This window comes from Bythopirellula goksoeyrii (genome assembly GCF_008065115.1).
Classification (GTDB): domain Bacteria; phylum Planctomycetota; class Planctomycetia; order Pirellulales; family Lacipirellulaceae; genus Bythopirellula; species Bythopirellula goksoeyrii.
On sequence record NZ_CP042913.1, the window covers coordinates 781,457 to 797,554 of the forward strand.

General features: G+C 54.1%; 17 protein-coding genes and 1 riboswitch. Of the genes, 10 read left to right on the forward strand and 7 right to left on the reverse strand.

The genetic code is table 11. The features are described 5' to 3' along the window. The first annotated feature begins 59 nt into the window (after positions 1-59). Complete coding sequence (locus tag Pr1d_RS03070; RefSeq protein ID WP_148072153.1) at positions 60-1,232, forward strand: alpha/beta hydrolase family protein; 1,173 nt, start codon at positions 60-62, stop codon at positions 1,230-1,232. 7 nt (positions 1,233-1,239) lie between these two features. Here the strand turns inward: Pr1d_RS03070 and Pr1d_RS03075 are convergent, their stop codons facing one another. Both Pr1d_RS03075 and Pr1d_RS03080 read right to left on the reverse strand, forming a co-directional pair. After that, positions 1,240-1,497 carry a DUF2442 domain-containing protein gene (locus Pr1d_RS03075; protein ID WP_148072154.1) on the reverse strand — a complete coding sequence of 86 codons (258 nt, stop codon included), beginning with the start codon at positions 1,495-1,497 and terminating at the stop codon, positions 1,240-1,242. 39 nt (positions 1,498-1,536) lie between these two features. Further along, on the reverse strand, positions 1,537-2,328 hold the full coding sequence (locus Pr1d_RS03080) for a DUF4261 domain-containing protein (RefSeq protein WP_168205026.1): 792 nt from the start codon (positions 2,326-2,328) through the stop codon (positions 1,537-1,539). 226 nt (positions 2,329-2,554) lie between these two features. Then, a riboswitch (cobalamin riboswitch) is annotated at positions 2,555-2,773 on the forward strand. 132 nt (positions 2,774-2,905) lie between these two features. Here Pr1d_RS03080 and Pr1d_RS03085 point away from each other — a divergent pair. The 4 genes from Pr1d_RS03085 (at position 2,906) to Pr1d_RS03100 (ending at position 6,461) form a co-directional block, all read left to right on the forward strand. Continuing rightward, positions 2,906-3,784 (forward strand): DUF1559 domain-containing protein, encoded by an 879-nt coding sequence (locus Pr1d_RS03085; RefSeq protein WP_148072156.1) that lies wholly within the window; start codon positions 2,906-2,908, stop codon positions 3,782-3,784. Continuing rightward, positions 3,781-4,737 (forward strand): hypothetical protein, encoded by a 957-nt coding sequence (locus Pr1d_RS03090; RefSeq protein ID WP_148072157.1) that lies wholly within the window; start codon positions 3,781-3,783, stop codon positions 4,735-4,737. Before Pr1d_RS03085 ends, Pr1d_RS03090 begins: the two co-directional genes overlap by 4 nt. 4 nt (positions 4,738-4,741) lie before the next feature. Beyond that, positions 4,742-5,572 carry a PEP-CTERM sorting domain-containing protein gene (locus Pr1d_RS03095; RefSeq protein ID WP_148072158.1) on the forward strand — a complete coding sequence of 277 codons (831 nt, stop codon included), beginning with the start codon at positions 4,742-4,744 and terminating at the stop codon, positions 5,570-5,572. Positions 5,573-5,660: 88 nt separating this feature from the next. Next, positions 5,661-6,461: a class I SAM-dependent methyltransferase gene (locus Pr1d_RS03100; RefSeq protein WP_148072159.1), complete on the forward strand. Its 801-nt coding sequence runs from the start codon at positions 5,661-5,663 to the stop codon at positions 6,459-6,461. A 137-nt stretch (positions 6,462-6,598) separates the two neighbouring features. Here Pr1d_RS03100 and Pr1d_RS03105 read toward each other — a convergent pair whose 3' ends face one another. Then, positions 6,599-7,111 (reverse strand): DUF1569 domain-containing protein, encoded by a 513-nt coding sequence (locus Pr1d_RS03105; protein WP_148072160.1) that lies wholly within the window; start codon positions 7,109-7,111, stop codon positions 6,599-6,601. Between the two features lie 176 nt (positions 7,112-7,287). On the opposite strand from Pr1d_RS03105, the gene Pr1d_RS03110 reads away from it, so the two are divergent. Continuing rightward, the gene (locus tag Pr1d_RS03110) at positions 7,288-8,526 is read left to right on the forward strand and encodes an NTP/NDP exchange transporter (protein WP_148072161.1); all 1,239 of its coding nucleotides are present in this window, start codon (positions 7,288-7,290) and stop codon (positions 8,524-8,526) included. 36 nt (positions 8,527-8,562) lie between these two features. On the opposite strand, the gene Pr1d_RS03115 is transcribed toward Pr1d_RS03110, so the two are convergent. The 4 genes from Pr1d_RS03115 to Pr1d_RS03130 form a co-directional block, all read right to left on the reverse strand. After that, positions 8,563-9,516 (reverse strand): bile acid:sodium symporter family protein, encoded by a 954-nt coding sequence (locus Pr1d_RS03115; protein ID WP_148072162.1) that lies wholly within the window; start codon positions 9,514-9,516, stop codon positions 8,563-8,565. Positions 9,517-9,608: 92 nt separating this feature from the next. Continuing rightward, on the reverse strand, positions 9,609-10,157 hold the full coding sequence (locus Pr1d_RS03120) for a Uma2 family endonuclease (protein ID WP_148072163.1): 549 nt from the start codon (positions 10,155-10,157) through the stop codon (positions 9,609-9,611). A gap of 51 nt (positions 10,158-10,208) precedes the next feature. Then, complete coding sequence (locus Pr1d_RS03125; protein WP_148072164.1) at positions 10,209-10,544, reverse strand: hypothetical protein; 336 nt, start codon at positions 10,542-10,544, stop codon at positions 10,209-10,211. 117 nt (positions 10,545-10,661) lie between these two features. Further along, a complete protein-coding gene (locus Pr1d_RS03130; protein WP_148072165.1) occupies positions 10,662-11,540 on the reverse strand; it encodes a hypothetical protein in 879 nt (292 codons plus the stop codon). A 450-nt stretch (positions 11,541-11,990) separates the two neighbouring features. Here Pr1d_RS03130 and Pr1d_RS03135 point away from each other — a divergent pair, with 450 nt between their 5' ends. The 4 genes from Pr1d_RS03135 (at position 11,991) to ltrA (ending at position 15,963) form a co-directional block, all read left to right on the forward strand. Further along, positions 11,991-12,845, forward strand: a complete 855-nt coding sequence (locus tag Pr1d_RS03135) for a shikimate dehydrogenase family protein (protein WP_148072166.1) — start codon at positions 11,991-11,993, stop codon at positions 12,843-12,845. An 85-nt stretch (positions 12,846-12,930) separates the two neighbouring features. Further along, positions 12,931-13,614 (forward strand): dethiobiotin synthase, encoded by a 684-nt coding sequence (bioD, locus tag Pr1d_RS03140; RefSeq protein WP_148072167.1) that lies wholly within the window; start codon positions 12,931-12,933, stop codon positions 13,612-13,614. Positions 13,615-14,119: 505 nt separating this feature from the next. After that, the gene (locus Pr1d_RS03145) at positions 14,120-14,491 is read left to right on the forward strand and encodes a hypothetical protein (protein WP_148072168.1); all 372 of its coding nucleotides are present in this window, start codon (positions 14,120-14,122) and stop codon (positions 14,489-14,491) included. After that, on the forward strand, positions 14,485-15,963 hold the full coding sequence (ltrA, locus tag Pr1d_RS03150) for a group II intron reverse transcriptase/maturase (protein WP_148072169.1): 1,479 nt from the start codon (positions 14,485-14,487) through the stop codon (positions 15,961-15,963). The genes Pr1d_RS03145 and ltrA overlap by 7 nt, the downstream gene beginning before the upstream one ends. Positions 15,964-16,098 lie beyond the last annotated feature (135 nt).

Consider the following 16,098-nt stretch of genomic DNA (forward strand, 5'->3'; position numbering starts at 1 on the left):
ATTTTGTCACCTATGATCGGTCTAATACCATGATCGCCATTTTCTGGTATTATGCGTACATGAGATACGCTCAAATTATGCTTTTTGTCGCCGGTCTTTTGTTTATCGCAAAAACTTCGTCCCATGCGCAGGTGGTGACGCTCATTCGTGGCCGGGCTTTTTCGGAACCCGTTGCGGCAGAGAAACTCGCTAAGCTTGGCGAGTCATACAACAATCAAAGGGAGTGGCAGGCTCGCGCGGAGATGCTTCGAGCCGGAATCCGGAAAGGGCTGCAACTGGAAAAGCTCCCTCCGACTTGCGAGTTGAAACCGATTTGCCACAGTAAGCGTGAGATGGATGGATACACGGTTGAGAATGTCGCGTTCGAGAGTTTGCCAGGATTTTGGGTCACGGGAAATCTCTACCTACCGTCCAAGATCGAGGGGAAGATCCCCGGGATTCTGAATCCCCACGGCCATTTTAAAAATGCCCGCCTCACCGAGTCAAATCAAACTCGTTGCGCCGCTCAGGCTCGGATGGGTGCGGCAGCATTTGCGTATGACATGGTTGGCTATGGTGAATCTACTCAATGTGAGCATCGCCGCTTTCAGGTGCAGCGCTTGCAGACTTTCAACAGCATGCGAGCGCTCGATTATTTGTTGTCGCTCGGTTTTATCGACGAGGATCGACTCGCTGTGACCGGGGCATCGGGAGGTGGCACGCAGAGTTTCTTGCTTTCTGCGATTGATGATCGGATTGATCTTTCGATGCCCGTGGTGATGGTCTCGGCCTATTTCTTCGGTGGCTGTGAATGCGAGAGTGCGATGCCGATTCACAAGACGGAAGAATACGAAACCAACAATGTCGAGATCGCAGCCCTGGTGGCTCCCAAACCACTGCTGCTCGTTTCTGATGGCGGGGATTGGACGGCAAACACACCGAGCGTTGAGTACCCGCACATCCAACGAATTTACTCGTTCTTTGGTGCCGAAGAGAATGTTGAAAATGAACATTTTCCCGACGAGGGCCACGACTACGGACCCTCGAAACGGGCCGCCACGTATCCCTTTCTAGCAAAGCATTTTGGGTTAAATCTCGCCGCAGTCGAGAACTCAGCAGGCGAAATCGACGAGAGTTTCTTCCAGGCGATTCCCGAGGATGAATTGCGCGTCTTCAATGCGGAGCATTCACGGCCCGACTATGCGCATCAGGGTTGCGATGAAGTGCTGAGGTTGTTGAATAAGGGGGGGTGACACGCTCCTACAACGAATTCATATCGGCACCTGCCATGAGTCCCGCCACTGAAATATCCTCGTCAATATCTTCCCAATGCAGACTAATGCCTCCCCCACCAATTTCGTATTTCTTTCGCTGCTCGGAGGTAGCATCGCGGAGAAGCGGAAACCACAGGATCGGTACGCTGATCACTCTTCCGTCTATCAAAGTGACGTGCATCATCGAATCGTCGAATGCTACCGACTTGGCGAGCGCAGAAGTAGGTAGCTGGCCACGCAACATTGTTCGCTCTTGCTAGACAGAGGTACTCAATACAACTCACTACAAACCAACACGAATCACCATTGTAGTATTGTCTCGAACTGACGGAACATGTTTAGTTGGAATCTTCATATTGCCATCGTTGTCAAATCCAACCGTATCGCCATCGGTGATTCTGTCGCCCCGAAGGCATATATATGCTAGACCAATCGCTAAATCCAAAATCTTCTCGGCAGATTGTTCTGAGTCAATTATCTCAATGTTCATACAATCGAAGTATTCCAAACCCTCTGTTACCAAGCTTAGGGCATTGTTTGAAGATTTGAAGCGATGAAAGTTGACCCATAAGAGAACCGGAGGTTCTTCGACGCTCGCAGCCGCTGCCATCTCGTGTATAAGTTCCGGGCTAAGGACGACATTGCCGTGACCCCAATATGTCCCCGTACCTGAAAACGAAGTCGTCATCGCTGACAGTAATTTGGTCAAAAGTACATTTCGCTCTAAATGAGTGCCATTTTTACCTGTAAGAACAACTACAAGATGAGACTTGTGTTTCTTCAAAACGGTCGTTGCTTCAGGCCAAATCCATGATGATGCACACGGCCCTTCGAGGTCTTTCCACGGAATGGGGAACTTCATGTCAGTAACGATCACTTCGTACCCATTTACCGAAAATGTTGCACCATCATTATCTACTTCTATCTTGTCAATATGTGACCCATCGGGCAATACAGCACTAATGTCTGAGCGAATTTGCTCAACAGAAGGAAGTATCAATTTGTCGATTGTCACGAATGCAAAAACAGGCTTACCATCTTTCCCCAAGGACTCGCCTGCAATTGAGTTGTTCATAAAACAGTATCCTCCAAGGCACACTACTATTAGGGATAAATGTAGAATAACTATACGCTTCATCTTGAGTCCTCGTTCTGGCGACGGGATATCGCACTATTCTCATTATCGCCTTAGATTGCAGCCTAATTGAGCTTGAACTATAGTTCACCCAGTCTCAAGTATACCATGCTTCGGATATGACTCCCCCCTTTGACATCCCCCCTCCCCGCCGCTAGACTGCCCTCTGTATTGATCGTGTGTTGGTGATCGGCTAGTGAGGATGTTGCCTCAGCCGACGAACAGGGAACACCGGTGCGAATCCGGGACGGCCCCGCCGCTGTGACCAGGCATTATCAAGCGAATTTTTCTTTAGAGCCATTGATCGCCATGTTTTGTCGTGATCGAGAAGGCCCGTTCGCTTGAGCTTGGGAGTCAGAAGACCTACCAACGCGTTGTATGTGGACCGCTGCGAGGGACAGCGACCGCGTAAACAATGAAACTCTGCTGAGTTTTGCACTTTTTGCCTGCAGATGGTCCGCTTTCTGGCTGCGACCGCGCATGGCATTGCAGTTTGCAGAACTCTCGAAAGCAGCGTATGAGTAGTGTCAAACCAATGCGGCAGCGCTCCCTGCGGCGATCCGGCTTCACCTTGGTAGAGCTATTGGTCGTGATCGCCATAATTGGCGTGCTAGTCGCACTGCTGCTTCCTGCTGTACAAGCGGCGCGCGAAGCCGCGCGGCGTTCGCAGTGCCAGAACAATCTGCGGCAACTTGGTCTGGCAGCGCTCAACTACGAACATCAACATCAACAGCTTCCAGTAGGCTGCATCGGGTACGGTTTACAGGACGGCAAGCAACTCTTAATTTCTTGGAACGTACAATTGCTCCCTTTCTTGGAGCAGGAAGCACTTGCGGAACGCTTCGATTTTGCGGTCGCCTCCTATAAGGAGCCGAATCGACAGTTGGGTGCGACCTTAATGCCAATGTTTCTATGTCCCAGCACTCCAGAGGAGCAGCTGTTTAGCCCTATTTCTTTATGGCGCGGCCAGGCGTTTACTGACTACGCAGGCGTCTACGGTGTGGAAGGCCCCGGGCGAGACCACCCCGACTTCGGCAATCCCCATGCCCTCCATCCCCCCCTGCAAACGGTCAACGATGAGTCCCTGGGAGTCATGGTCTACGACGTTCCTGTATCTCTCAAACAAATTCAGGATGGAACTGCACAAACTGCGATCTTCGCCGAAGTACTTGTTCGTCGAGTTTCCAGCATGGAGTGGGCAAATGGACACAATATTCTGGCCCAGCACGAATCGATCCCTATCAATGGCGAGTTGGGTTACGACGAGATTGGGAGCCCCCATCCAGGTGGGGCATTGGTCACGTTCTGCGATGGACATGCGTCGTTTCTCCACGATGAACTAGAGCAAAACGCTCTCAACGCCTTGCTGACTCGCAGTGGAGGTGAAGCGCTATGAATGACAAATGGTGCCCGACAACAAGAAGCTTCCAGATCAGCGTGTTGCTTGCCGTGCTTCTCATGGGTTTTGCTTCACCCAATGTATTGTCAGCGAGCGGCTTTGACCTCGATGATATTCTTTTCTGGGCAGGCACCGGGGACAACGAATCAGCTCTGGTAATTGACTGGAATGGCGCAAGCGCGGATGACAGTTCACTGGTATGGGGGTATCGGTGGGGCGGAGATACCAAGACGATCGACATGCTCACCGCCATTGTTGCTTCCGACGAGCGACTCTACGCCAAGATAGGACCGATCAGTGGTTTCGGCGTCGGCGTGATCGGAATTGGCTACGACGCCAATAACGATGGACTCTTTGCCCTCGATGATGAAACTTGGTTCAACGAAAATGGAATCTCAGATCTTGTACCCTCGGAAGGTGCGCAATCCGTGGATCCGGACGATTGGTACCAAGAAGGTTGGGGTACTGGCGAGACCCCGGAGGAACGCGTCTTCTGGAACTTCGGCATCGCCGACGCGAGTCCTTTCGATGGAGCGTCCTGGGAGCGATCCGGTATGGGTGTGTCGAGTCGCACCCTTGCCGACGGCAGTTGGGACAGCTTTGCATTCGGCCAAACCAATCAGGTTTATTTCGCTGCCAATCCACTGGCCGCTGAGCCTTACGCTAATGCCGATTTCGATAACGATGGCAATGTCGATGGTCGTGACTTTGTCCTTTGGCAACGCGGATTTGGAATCACCGGCGGGGCAATTCCCATCGATGGCGACGCCGACAAGAACGGCGTAGTTAATTCCATGGATCTTGCCTTCTGGTCCCAGCAATACGGCGACTCATCTTCAGCAATTCTTTCAGGAATCCCCCTGATCATCCCCGAACCATCAACAGGCCTGTTTTCGATGGCATTTTTGCTTCTTGTACCCCTTGTTCTGAACTTTAGCAGGAGAAATTGAACTCATGAACTCACACCTTAGAAAATCTTGTTTCGCCTGTCTGGCAATGTTGGTCCTGGCAGCTCCAAGCAATGCACTGGCACAACATGCCGTAGAAGTCCTGTCCTACGACTCCGGCAGCACACCTGCGTCGGGCTTTACTAGTTCGTCCGCTGCGCTTGGAATACCGGAGCGAGACACAGGCGAAGGCGTCTTTCCCGGTGAAGTGACTCTCTTCAATCCCCCCTGGCTCGATAGCGAAATCGTATCAATCGGCGAAGGCGGATTTCTGGAGTTGCGACTCTCGAACTATGTGCTGGCTGATCCCACTGGGCCTGAACTTGGCGTGTTTACGAATGTCGGATTCATCGACGTCGATTTTCCCAATGGACAGATAGGCTCACCTCCCGGCATTTTTGGCGCAGATTCAGCAGAAGTTTCTGTGAGCGAAGATGGACTTACCTGGTTCAACTTAGGAGAAATTCTGTTCGACTTACCAACTCAAGGCTATGCCGACACTTCGGGAACCATACCTTTAGATTTCCAGCAGCCGTTCACGGGAGTATTGGCGGACTTCGCAGGCTTGCCGTTTGAGAATGCAGTGAATCCGGACGCTCTCGAATTGCTGGCTGGTTCAGGAGGGGGAACCTGGCTCGACATTTCCGGCGCGCCGTTCTCTCAGATCGGGTACGTCCGCTTTGCCGTTGCCGACGACCTCGATTCGAATACGTCACTGAATTTCGAACTTGACGGCGTATCGATTTCGACTTCAGCGATGGGTGGACCAGTCCCCGAACCAGGCACTTGTCTCCTACTGGCTGGGGCTCTGTCGATGGCGAGTTTTCGGCGTAGATAAACAAGTTGCCGCGTGACATCTGGCCCGTGGAATGGTTCAATGGATGGCCCCATTGTTTTTCTCGCCGAACCATTCCGCGGGCTCTTTTATGCCTGAACACTCACAAGAAACTACCCACAACGCCCGTGCATGGGATAAGTTAGCTCGCCAGCAAGTCCCCTTGGCCCAACCGGCGACCGATGCGGACCTGATTGACCCATTGGCCAAGGTCGATCCACTGGGTTGGTTGGACAGCAATATTCGTGATAAGCAAGTGCTCTGCCTCGCAGCAGGCGGGGGGCGACATGGAGCACTTTATGCCGCTGCAGGCGCCAAGGTTACCGTCGTTGATATCAGCGGCGAGATGCTCGCGCTTGATCGGGCTGTTGCTGCCGAGCGACAGTTCGACATTCGCACGGTACAGACTTCGATGGACAATCTTTCGATGTTTGCCGATCGTGAATTTGAAATCGTGATTCACCCTGTAAGTACCTGTTACGTCTCAGACGTGTCGCGAGTGTTTGCCGAAGTGGCGCGTGTGTTGAAGCCTTATGGACTTTACATCAGCCAGCACAAATCACCGGTCAGTCTACAGACTGAGATTCGTTCTCGCGATGACACGTATCGAATCACCGAACCGTACTATCGCAAGGGCCCCTTGCCTCTGGTGGAGCCATGCCGAGTACGCGAATCGGGGACACTCGAGTTTTTGCATCGCTGGGAACAACTGGTCGGTGGCCTATGTCGCGCAGGATTCGTCATCGAGGATTTGGTTGAGCCGCAGCATGCAGACCCTGATGCGGATCGCGGCAGCTTCGGACATCGATCACAATTCGTGGCGCCCTATGTGCGGATCAAGGCGCGACGAATCAATTCATCTCCATCAACGAGCGTGATCGAGTTGGCTTGAAATATGTGAAAACTGCCTTCGGCCAAAGTCGTAACGACACTTTGGCCTTCGCTTTTGAATTCGAGAATCGCACTGCCCTTTCCTAATTCGGCATCGTCGGGGTGGGGGTAATTACCAGTAAGTCGAGCGTCATGCAATCAAGACTCCGCGATAAAGCTCATGTGAAGTTCGGCGTGGCGACGATTGATTGCCCGGGCTTGATCTGCGGTCAGGTCGCCGAAAAAAGCGTGGTCGACATGGTGATCGAGCTGCTTGAGCCGTTCTACCGCGGTGCGTAAGTGCGCCAGTGCCGGCAGGACGTCGGTTTCCTTCGGCATGATCTTCTGCGCGACCGATTTTGAAGGTTTGAATCCCGAAGGCATGCCGTTCTTGAGAAATCGCTCAAACATCACATTTCTGCTGATGAATCGAACGAACCAGTTCACGTTCATGGGAAAGCCGTCGATCGTCATCTCCATCACGCTAGCGACGTGATCGAGAATTTGCCCCTTCGACCAGTTCCCCGTGGTGGGGGCATCGGCGGCGACGAGCCGCTCGGCGTCGGCCACCAACTCATCGAGCGAGGTGTATTCAATCTTTCTTCGAAGGCAAGTCTTGGTATTTACCGGCATAATCAGTTCCAAAGAGAGTGGACTGGAAAGGGTAGTCATCCATGGTCACGCAGTGTTCCCATGGTGTCAAGATTCGTCCAGAATCGGAAGCGACACCGCGGAACGAGTCTATTGCGATGCCATAGGCTACGGTGAAACAAGGCCGTCGGCCAGTCATCCGTGGCTTCCAGAAGGCAAGCTCGAATTATTCTCAAGAGCCGGTATGATGTTCCTCTATGAGATTTCGGCTACTTGTTTCCTGGATCTGGTTTTTTCTGGTGCTATTCTCATACTACGTGCTCAAGCCGGTCCGCGATGCGCTGGTGACTGAGACGCGCCTCTACGGGCCGTTGTATTTGGCGACGTTTCTGGCTGTGTGTGTCGCGCTGCCGTTGTACTGGCGAATCGTGGCGCGGACGACGCGGCAACAGCTTGTGTTCGGGGTGTATCAGTTTTTCGTGGTTTGCCTGGTCGTGTTTGCCGTGCTTGTGGCGCGCGGGCATGCCGAAACGGCCTGGCTCCGCAACGCGTTCTTCGTGTGGGTGAGCGTGTTCAATCTGTATGTCGTGGCCGTGTTTTGGAGCGTGATGGCCGACCTGTTTTCGGCTGAGGAGGGGAAGACCTGGTTTGGCGCCATGGCTGCGGCGGGGACGACGGGTTCGATCGTCGCGTCACTCGTAGGAGGCTTCGTGGCTCAGCGATTGGGCGTAGCCTGGCTCATGGTAGCTGCGATTCTCGCGTTGGAGTTGTCGATCCTGCTGGCGTGGTTGGCCTTGCGATTCGAGCCGCGCGGTAGTGGTGAGGCACCCCCCTCCAGTGGTTCGATCCGCGAGGGGCTGCGCACGGTTCTGGCGTCGCGATACTTGTTGATGATCTGCGCGTTCACGGCCATCGGCAAGTTCGCTGCGACATTCGTATACAACAACTTTCAGCACGCATTGCGGGACGAGGGGTTGGGGGTCGAAGCTCGCACCCAGTTGTTTTCGACGATGAACTTCTATTCCCAAAGCGGCACGCTCGTGTTCCAGGCCATCTTGGCGGCAGCACTGATGCGGCTTGCCGGCGTGGGCGCGACGCTGGCCACTGCTTGCGGAGTGATCGTCGGCCTGTTTGCGTGGCTTGCGTTTGACGCGAGTCTTTGGCCGCTGATGGTCGCAAAAGTGGTCCAGGAGATCGTGGGTTATGGCCTGCTGGTTCCCGCGCAGCAAGTGCTGTTCACGGTGGTGAGCCGCGCAGAAAAATACGAGTCGAAGGCGTTCGTCGACACGGTGGTGTTCCGGGGGAGCGACGTGGTCGCATCGCACGTCTGCGACGCCCTGGGACGGTTCTCAGTCAGCGCGGCCGCGATGGCGATTCTACCCCTCACCGGAGCTTGGATGATACTGGGAGGATGGCTGGGGCGCGAGCAGGCCGCGCGATCCCAATTAGATGACTCCAAGAAGAGTTCGGCAATCGAACCCAGCTCATTGCCATAAGCTACCCTGAAAGAAGGACGTTGGCCATCTTCACCCTCACTCGTCGGATTTGTCATCAACCGGCCGCATTCGCCACCAGATTGCCAGTACGCTGCCGATGAGTGAGTGGACTACAGCCGAGATGGCACACGGTACTGCGGCTAAGCAGATTTGGGTCTGCGGGTTAGTGAAATGCTTGGTGGCCAGAACTGTGCCGAGGCCTGAGTTTTGCATGCCGACTTCAATCGACACCGTGCGGCGTATGAGTTCGTCGTAACCGAACAAGTGGGCGGCGAGGTACCCCATCGCAAACCCACCTGCGTGGAGCGCCCCCACGGCGAGCACGAGCTGTCCGCCATAGGCAAACACGAGGTCTGCATTTCTACCGATGATGTTGGCGCAGATGAGCGCGATCATGATCACACTGACGAGGGGGGCAACCGGCGTGATGCGATGAACCAACCGCGGCAGCAAGTGATGCAAAACCAGACCGGCGAGCACTGGGAGCAAAACTACCTGTACCGTTGAGATCAACAACCCCCAGGCGTCTACTGGCAACCGTTCCCCGACCAACCATTTGGTCAGCAGCGGTGTGAGCAGAATCGCACCGAACGTGGAGCACATCGTCATCAAGAGTGACAAGGCGAGGTTAGCACGGGCGATGTAGGTCACCACGTTCGAGGCCGTTCCGCCCGGACAACAAGAGACCAAGATGATTCCCACGGCAAGTTCTGTCGGCAGGCCGAATGTGGTAGCGATGGTCCACCCCAGCAATGGCATGATCGAGAACTGGGCCACAAACCCCAACAGAATTGGTTGGGGCATTATCAGCACACGAGCAAAGTCGCTTGCCGAGAGCGTGATCCCCATGCCAAGCATGATCACCCCCAGCCCGAACACGATATACGGCCCGAACCACTCGAATAACGACGGCTCCCAAAGTGCTGCAGCGCAGCACACCAGCACCCAAAGGGGAAAAAGATTCGCGAGTAGATTTAGAAGTCGGGCCACGGCCGCATTGTAGCAGACGCTTCGTAAGCAGGTGAAGCTAGACTGAGCGAGGAGCTGTCAAGAAAGTGCTTGCCGGAATTCGCCAAAGCAGTCTAGAACAAATCTTTCACAGCACACGAAAATCCCGGCAAAACGATATCGTCCGACATACTTTCACCAGCGGCGTTGACTTGAATATCGCGATGAGGATGATGAGTCGTCACGGTTTCGAGCTTCGGATCTACAATCCAGACAGCTACACAGCCTGCCTTGAGCCAAGCGTCGATTTTCTCGTTGACTTCCCCTGTCCGATCACTCGGCGAGAGAACCTCAACCGCCAGGTCAGGCGCACCCGGCCAAAACCCTTCGTCAAGCAATTTCACTGGCACGTTTTCCTTGGCAACAAATGCAATATCGGGAGCACGCACTGTGTCGGGATCTGACGACAAACGAAAGCCTGTCTCAGCACCGAACATCATGCCGAGGTTGTTGGCGTCAACATAAGCTGCAAGTCTTACATGAAGCTTGCTCACGATGCTTCCATGGTGCCAACCGGTGGGTGACATAGTTCGCAGTTCTCCTAAGACTAGTTCGTAGCGTACCCCCATACCTCTTGGCAAAGCCAGGAGTTCGTCGGCAGTTGTTAGCGTGTGTGTACTCATGTAGATAATTATAGCAGATGGAAGCACGATAGCAGAGAGATTTCAGACTCACTACTCAGATACCTCAAATGCTTCGCGTTCGAACGGATTATCCCGATAGGGGTCCAAACCACGCAAAGCAGCAACGGCCGACGCAGCCAGATAGAGCGGAATAAACAGCGGTCCCCAACGCTCGTATTGGCGGACATGTACTCGTTCGTGTTCGCGAGTTGAATCGAGACACTGCTGGTCACAGCCCCAAACGACGTGCCCCAGCGTGACGGCGGCACCGGCCCCGACCCAGGGTAGCCCGATCTGCAAGAGCTTCGTAATGATGCCACCTTGTGCCTCGACCACGCCGTCAACAACGGTTGCCTTTCCACCTTGTGTGAGTGCAAAAGGAATCATTGATATTCCTAGCAACGACGCAGGGGAAGCCCAGAGATAAAGGAGAGGCTTAGGCAAACGCACAGTTTTCCTCGGATGTTCGATTTGACATGACGAGCAGGTACATTCTCTGGGCGATTACGCTTCCGCCTCGCCTAAGGTCTCATCATTTGACTCTTGCTCCTTTGGATTGTAAATCGCAAGCGACTCGCGACTTGCATTGGTTACCGCTCGCCGCTCTCCCATGACCTCGTCCATGCGCATCACAGCCCACCAGGCGGTGATGTAGGTGATCTGTGTGATAGCCATAGCGAATGCCCAGGAGGGGAGTGGGCCACGATCGTAGAGTCGCGCTACGCCGTATAGTAGCAGTGCAAACAAGTAGGCGACCATCAATCGCAAAAGTCTTGTACCCGGTGGCAAGGGTTTAAAGAACACCAACACCAGAGCTAGGGGAATCAACACGGCACACATCAACCAGATCCACCACAGTTCTTGATAGAGGAGATCAAAGTTGGCGAAGCGAACCGCAAAGATGCTGAAGTCGGCGTAGCGGACCGCGAATGCCCAGAAAGCGACAACAATGGACCAACCGAAGATTTCGACCAGCGAGAATTGAAATTTGTTCTGTTCATCTCCGACAGGCTCAGAGAGTTCCGATGCCCAGCCCAACTTCTTCAGAATGACACAACCGGCAAGCACGATCGAAAGCTGCATGAAACAGAAGGCTATGAGCTCGCCTCGATACTCCGACTCAATGACCCACCAGGTGAGTATCAGGAGCATTCCCCCGGCGAGCGTCAGCCAAGCCCCCTTAGTCAGTCGATGTACACGGCTCAGCACAGCCCAGATAGCCAAGACGCTGATTTGAGCTGGCAAGCCATAGTTGTAAACGAAGAAAGCCAACCCTTCGCTTACCCGGACGCCTGAGTTGCTGCTAGCTCCGACAATCAGGGCCAAATCGACGCACAGAGTCGCAATAATGAACAGCCAGGTTAGTGGTCGAGTGCGAAACATGAACTCTGCGATTTGTGGAGGGCGGAACTAGCTCGACAGTTGAAGTCGAGGTTTCTTTCTTATGAAGATTCTGAGAGGAGCGTGACGTTTTTCATGCCGACTCGGAGAGTCGGCGGACGATGCCTGAAATCGTGTTTCTCGTTCCGTCCTATTCTATGCTCAAAGTGAAAACAGCTGCCGACCAAGTTGCTTAAATCCAAGGTGTTTAGTGCTTCAAGCTTTTAGCCAGAAAAAAAGCCAAACTGCGGCAATCTCTGGCTAGATGCTAATTGCTAACGGCTAACAGCTTTCACTTTTAGTACTATACCATGTTGGCAAGAATTCGCCCTGGAGTGCGAATTCAACAGGCGTTGAAATTCAGGCCATCGGCGGTCAGAATGGAGGATTCTTACGAGTATACCGCCACCGGCATTCGAGCTGCGTCTTTCAAAAGCGATCGGAATTGAAATCTTGACTAGAGAGCCTCAGCAAGACGTCTGCTGCCTGATGGGTGAACCGATCGCGGGGAATCCGACCCAGTACATGCTGGAAAAAGCCTTTGAGGCAGCGCGCCTCGACTGGCGGTTCCTCACGTTTGAAGTTCCGGCGCTCGATTTTGAAGGGGCCCTTCGCGGGGCACGCATATTTGGTTTCCATGGAATCATGCTCGCCCCTCCGCACCGCAGCAGTGTGATTCCTTACCTGCAAGAAATCGGCGAGGCGGCCCGCATCAGCGGACAGGTCAATTGCATCAAGCAGAACGAAGGCCGATTCTCTGGCTACAACACCGAAGGCCGCGCGCTGCGACAGTTGCTGGAGCAAACGGGTGCTGTGAAGGGATTGCGAGTGACTATCGTCGGGGCGGGACGGATCGCACGGGCGATTGCTGCGGAATTGGCAATCGTTGGCGCGGGAGAGATTTGTTTCCTCTGCCGCAGGCCGGAGAAGATCGAACAATTGACCAAAACATTGGTGGAACAAACTCCCCTGACAAGTTGTCGGGCAGAGGAATTGGCTGCCGATAGCCTCTTTGCCATCGACAATGCTCAGGTACTGATCAATGCCACTCCCGTCGGTCCGAACCAACCTAACGAACATTTGCCCTTGGATTTCGATGGACTGGAAAAACATACCATCGTGGCCGACGTTGCCTTTAATCCGCCTCAAACCCACCTAGTAAAGCAAGCCCAAGCGTGTGGTTGTCGCACAGTTGATGGTCTCACGTTATTGATCGAACAGGCCGCTCTGGCGTTTGAAATCTGGACCGGTGCAAACGCAGACCGCCAAGCCATGCGCGAAGCCGTCGAAGAATTTTTAGTTTTGTGATTGGTCCGTTGTCATTGGTCCGTAGTCCGTTGGATTTGTGGCCAAGCAACTGAAACAACGGACTACGGACAACGGACAAGAGACAATGACTCGCGGACTATTTATTACAGGTACGAACACCAGTGTCGGTAAGACGCAAGTAAGCGCATTAATCGCTCAATCCTTGGTGGCTGCAGGGCATCGCGTTGGCGTTTACAAACCTGTGGCAAGCGGCTGCAAGCGTGAAGGAACCGAACTGATTGCGGAAGATGCTGTGAAGCTCTGGGAGGCTGCCGGTCGCCCTGGCACATTGGAAGAAGTGTGCCCCCAGCGGTTTGCGGCCCCACTGATGCCTTCGCTGGCGGCAGAGGTTGAAGGACGGGCAGTCGACCCCGAACTGTTGCGAACTGGACTGCAAGTCTGGCGAGAACGGAGTGATATCATTCTCGTAGAAGGTGCCGGTGGACTGATGTCTCCGTTGAGCGACGAAGACTACAACGCCAATCTGGCGAAAGAATTTGGTTTTCCACTGTTGATCGTCGCCGTCAACGAATTGGGAACAATCAACGACACGCTTCAAACACTTATCACTGCCGAGGCGGTGGTTCCCCAGCTCCCCATTGCGGGTATCGTACTCAACCGCATCGCACTCTCAACCGACGACGAAAGCACCGCTTGGAATGCCCAGGAGATCACTCGCCGAGCAAGTGCTCCTCTACTTACGACGGTCAATTACGGCCAACAGCAAATAAATTCTGAGGTGGATTGGTTTGCACTGGCAGGTGGGTGAAATATCCAATTGTTCTCGATCAATTCATCTGTCCTGAAAAACTTTGTAATGTATTTCTCAATGTGAATTATCTTCGTGCAACCAAAAATGGGCGCTGATGTTCGCTAATATTTAGGAGATAAAATGACTCCGAGGCCCGGCAAATCGGCCAGTCCGTTTTCGCAAGAGGGCTATTTGCTGATGGGGGCAGGTCAAGTGACTACAGCCTGTCCACTGGCCTGATGTTTTCGATAATTGGACACATGATTGTTCGACCAAGACATGATGCGGTTCTCCTTTGCTAATCTCACAAACGGTATGTACCGCTTGTGAAGCTTGGAAAAAGCCGCACTGTCGAACTTCGTCGGTAGTGTCCGTCAAGATGCGCACATTTGTTTTTAGGGTTTAGCCCTGTCGGTAGGTCCGCCCCCAACTCCGTAGCTGCGTAGCAGCGGAGGTGCGCTGGGCATGGTCGAGCGATTGAGGGTGGAAGTCCCCTGTGGATCCTAACGGAGGTAACCACGAGGTGAAAGCAACTGCACGAGACGGAGTTTGGACATTGGACAATCGAAGTCTATCCCGCGAGGGCGTGTGGGGAGGAAGCCGTAGCCGAACTGCAGCACCGAACGTAAGTGAACCCTCAAACGGGCTTCTCGGACCTGGGTTAGCGTGCCTTCCAGCGCGACGCCCGATATCCGTTGGTGGCCGAGGAGTAGTGAGGGCGGAGGCGGCAGGACATTGTTCGATCTTACCCCAGGAGATCTCTGCGGGTCCGCCTATCGGTATTCCGGAAGAAGGCAACGACGACCGGTTGATGCCCGCAGAGAAGTCGGATCGCCCCATAGTAGTGCTGAAGCTGGGTAATGCCGGTGGAGCGAAGGGGGCGACAAGTTGTTAAGTGCTGGAACATGCCAACTGGCTTTCGCGTTTGCCGACAGCCCGCATGGGGGCAAGGACGAGAGAACCTCGGACGAATCCAAGGGAAAGTCGCACCTGCTGCTCAGAGCGAATACCAAGGAGGTAGATCATCCAGCCACCTGGGTAGCCGACGACACAAGTCGGTCACTGGAACAAGTAGCCTCGGTGTCTAATTTGGCCCGGGCGTTGCTTAACGTCGCGCGCAATAAAGGTGCGGCAGGTGTGGACGGACGTGGTGTACGGGAAGTGGTTGAGGCTTCGCCCCAACTGCTTGCTCAGCTACGCCGTGAATTGCTTTCGGGTACCTACCTGCCTGGCGACATTCGCCGGGTCTGGATTCCCAAGTCCGGTGGCGGGCATCGGGGCCTAGGTATTCCGAATGTCGTGGACCGCTGGGTTCAGCAGGCCGTACTCCAAGTTTTGGAGCCGATCTTCGAGCCGACGTTTCACGACAGCAGTCACGGATTCCGTCCGAGGCGTGGTGCACAAACGGCCATTGCTGCGGCCAAGCAATATCTGGCAGAAGGATATGCCTGGACGGTCGATATTGACCTTTCAAAGTTCTTCGATCGTGTTCACCACCAGCGGCTATTAAACCGCTTGGCGAACCACGTAAAGGATGGGCGTCTCCTAAAGCTAGTGCATGGCATGCTCAAGGCGAAGGTTGTGTTGCCCGATGGCACACGAACGGCCACGACCGAAGGCGCACCGCAAGGTGGTCCGCTTTCTCCGCTACTTTCCAATGTAGTTCTTGACGAACTCGATTGGGAACTGGCACGTCGTGGACTTCGGTTCGTGCGTTACGCCGACGACTTCAGCGTGTTCGTGAAAAGCGAACGTGCCGGTCGTCGGGTGATGGACTCCGTCAGTAAATTCATTGATAGACGCTTGCGTCTGCTGGTCAATGAAGACAAGAGTTCCGTCACGGGTCCGAATTATCTAACTTTCCTCGGCTTTCAACTCGGCAAGAATGCCGAGGGCCAAGTCATGGTGGCAATCTCTCGCCGAACTAAGGAGCGAATGGATGCCCGTATTCGTGAGCTAACGCCACGAGTCTGGGGTCAATCGCTGTCGACGTGCTTCGAGAGAACCGAACGCTACCTGCGAGGATGGATTGGATACTTTCGGTTGTGTACCGAAGATTCCCTGCGACCGCTCCACAAGTTCGACGCCCACATTCGGCGTCGTATTCGGGCGATTATCATTCGTCAGAAGAAGCGGGACCGGTATCTGTTCCGCCACCTGCAAACACGTGGCGTTTCTCGGAAGTCGGCGGCTAAGACCGCCTTCACTCGTGCTGGCGTTTGGAGACGCAGTGTCAGCTATGGCATCCATCAGGCGTATTCCAACGCCTGGTTCGCCGAACGATTGATGCCGCTCACCGACCGTTGGCATGCCTTGAACCCTTCCCGACAGGTCTTCATCAAACAGCAACGACTGTTTGAAACCTAAGGCAGCAACTTGAAGAGCCGGATGCGTGACCCGCAAGTCCGGTTCTGTGAGAGGCTTGGGGGAGAGATCCCCCGGGCCTACTCGACGAGGTGCGCTGGGCATGGTCGAGCGATTGAGGGTGGAAGTCCCCTGTGG

Bases quoted from the DNA above. Each gene is read 5' to 3' on its own strand.
- Pr1d_RS03090 (WP_148072157.1), top strand. From the start codon at position 3,781: ATGAATGACAAATGGTGCCCGACAACAAGAAGCTTCCAGATCAGCGTG.
- Pr1d_RS03125 (WP_148072164.1), bottom strand. From the start codon at position 10,544: ATGATTCCTTTTGCACTCACACAAGGTGGAAAGGCAACCGTTGTTGAC.
- Pr1d_RS03130 (WP_148072165.1), bottom strand. From the start codon at position 11,540: ATGTTTCGCACTCGACCACTAACCTGGCTGTTCATTATTGCGACTCTG.
- Pr1d_RS03110 (WP_148072161.1), top strand. From the start codon at position 7,288: ATGAGATTTCGGCTACTTGTTTCCTGGATCTGGTTTTTTCTGGTGCTA.
- Pr1d_RS03070 (WP_148072153.1), top strand. From the start codon at position 60: ATGAGATACGCTCAAATTATGCTTTTTGTCGCCGGTCTTTTGTTTATC.
- Pr1d_RS03085 (WP_148072156.1), top strand. From the start codon at position 2,906: ATGAGTAGTGTCAAACCAATGCGGCAGCGCTCCCTGCGGCGATCCGGC.
- Pr1d_RS03120 (WP_148072163.1), bottom strand. From the start codon at position 10,157: ATGAGTACACACACGCTAACAACTGCCGACGAACTCCTGGCTTTGCCA.
- bioD (WP_148072167.1), top strand. From the start codon at position 12,931: ATGACTCGCGGACTATTTATTACAGGTACGAACACCAGTGTCGGTAAG.
- Pr1d_RS03075 (WP_148072154.1), bottom strand. From the start codon at position 1,497: ATGTTGCGTGGCCAGCTACCTACTTCTGCGCTCGCCAAGTCGGTAGCA.
- Pr1d_RS03100 (WP_148072159.1), top strand. From the start codon at position 5,661: ATGCCTGAACACTCACAAGAAACTACCCACAACGCCCGTGCATGGGAT.
- Pr1d_RS03095 (WP_148072158.1), top strand. From the start codon at position 4,742: ATGAACTCACACCTTAGAAAATCTTGTTTCGCCTGTCTGGCAATGTTG.
- Pr1d_RS03105 (WP_148072160.1), bottom strand. From the start codon at position 7,111: ATGACTACCCTTTCCAGTCCACTCTCTTTGGAACTGATTATGCCGGTA.
- Pr1d_RS03080 (WP_168205026.1), bottom strand. From the start codon at position 2,328: ATGAACAACTCAATTGCAGGCGAGTCCTTGGGGAAAGATGGTAAGCCT.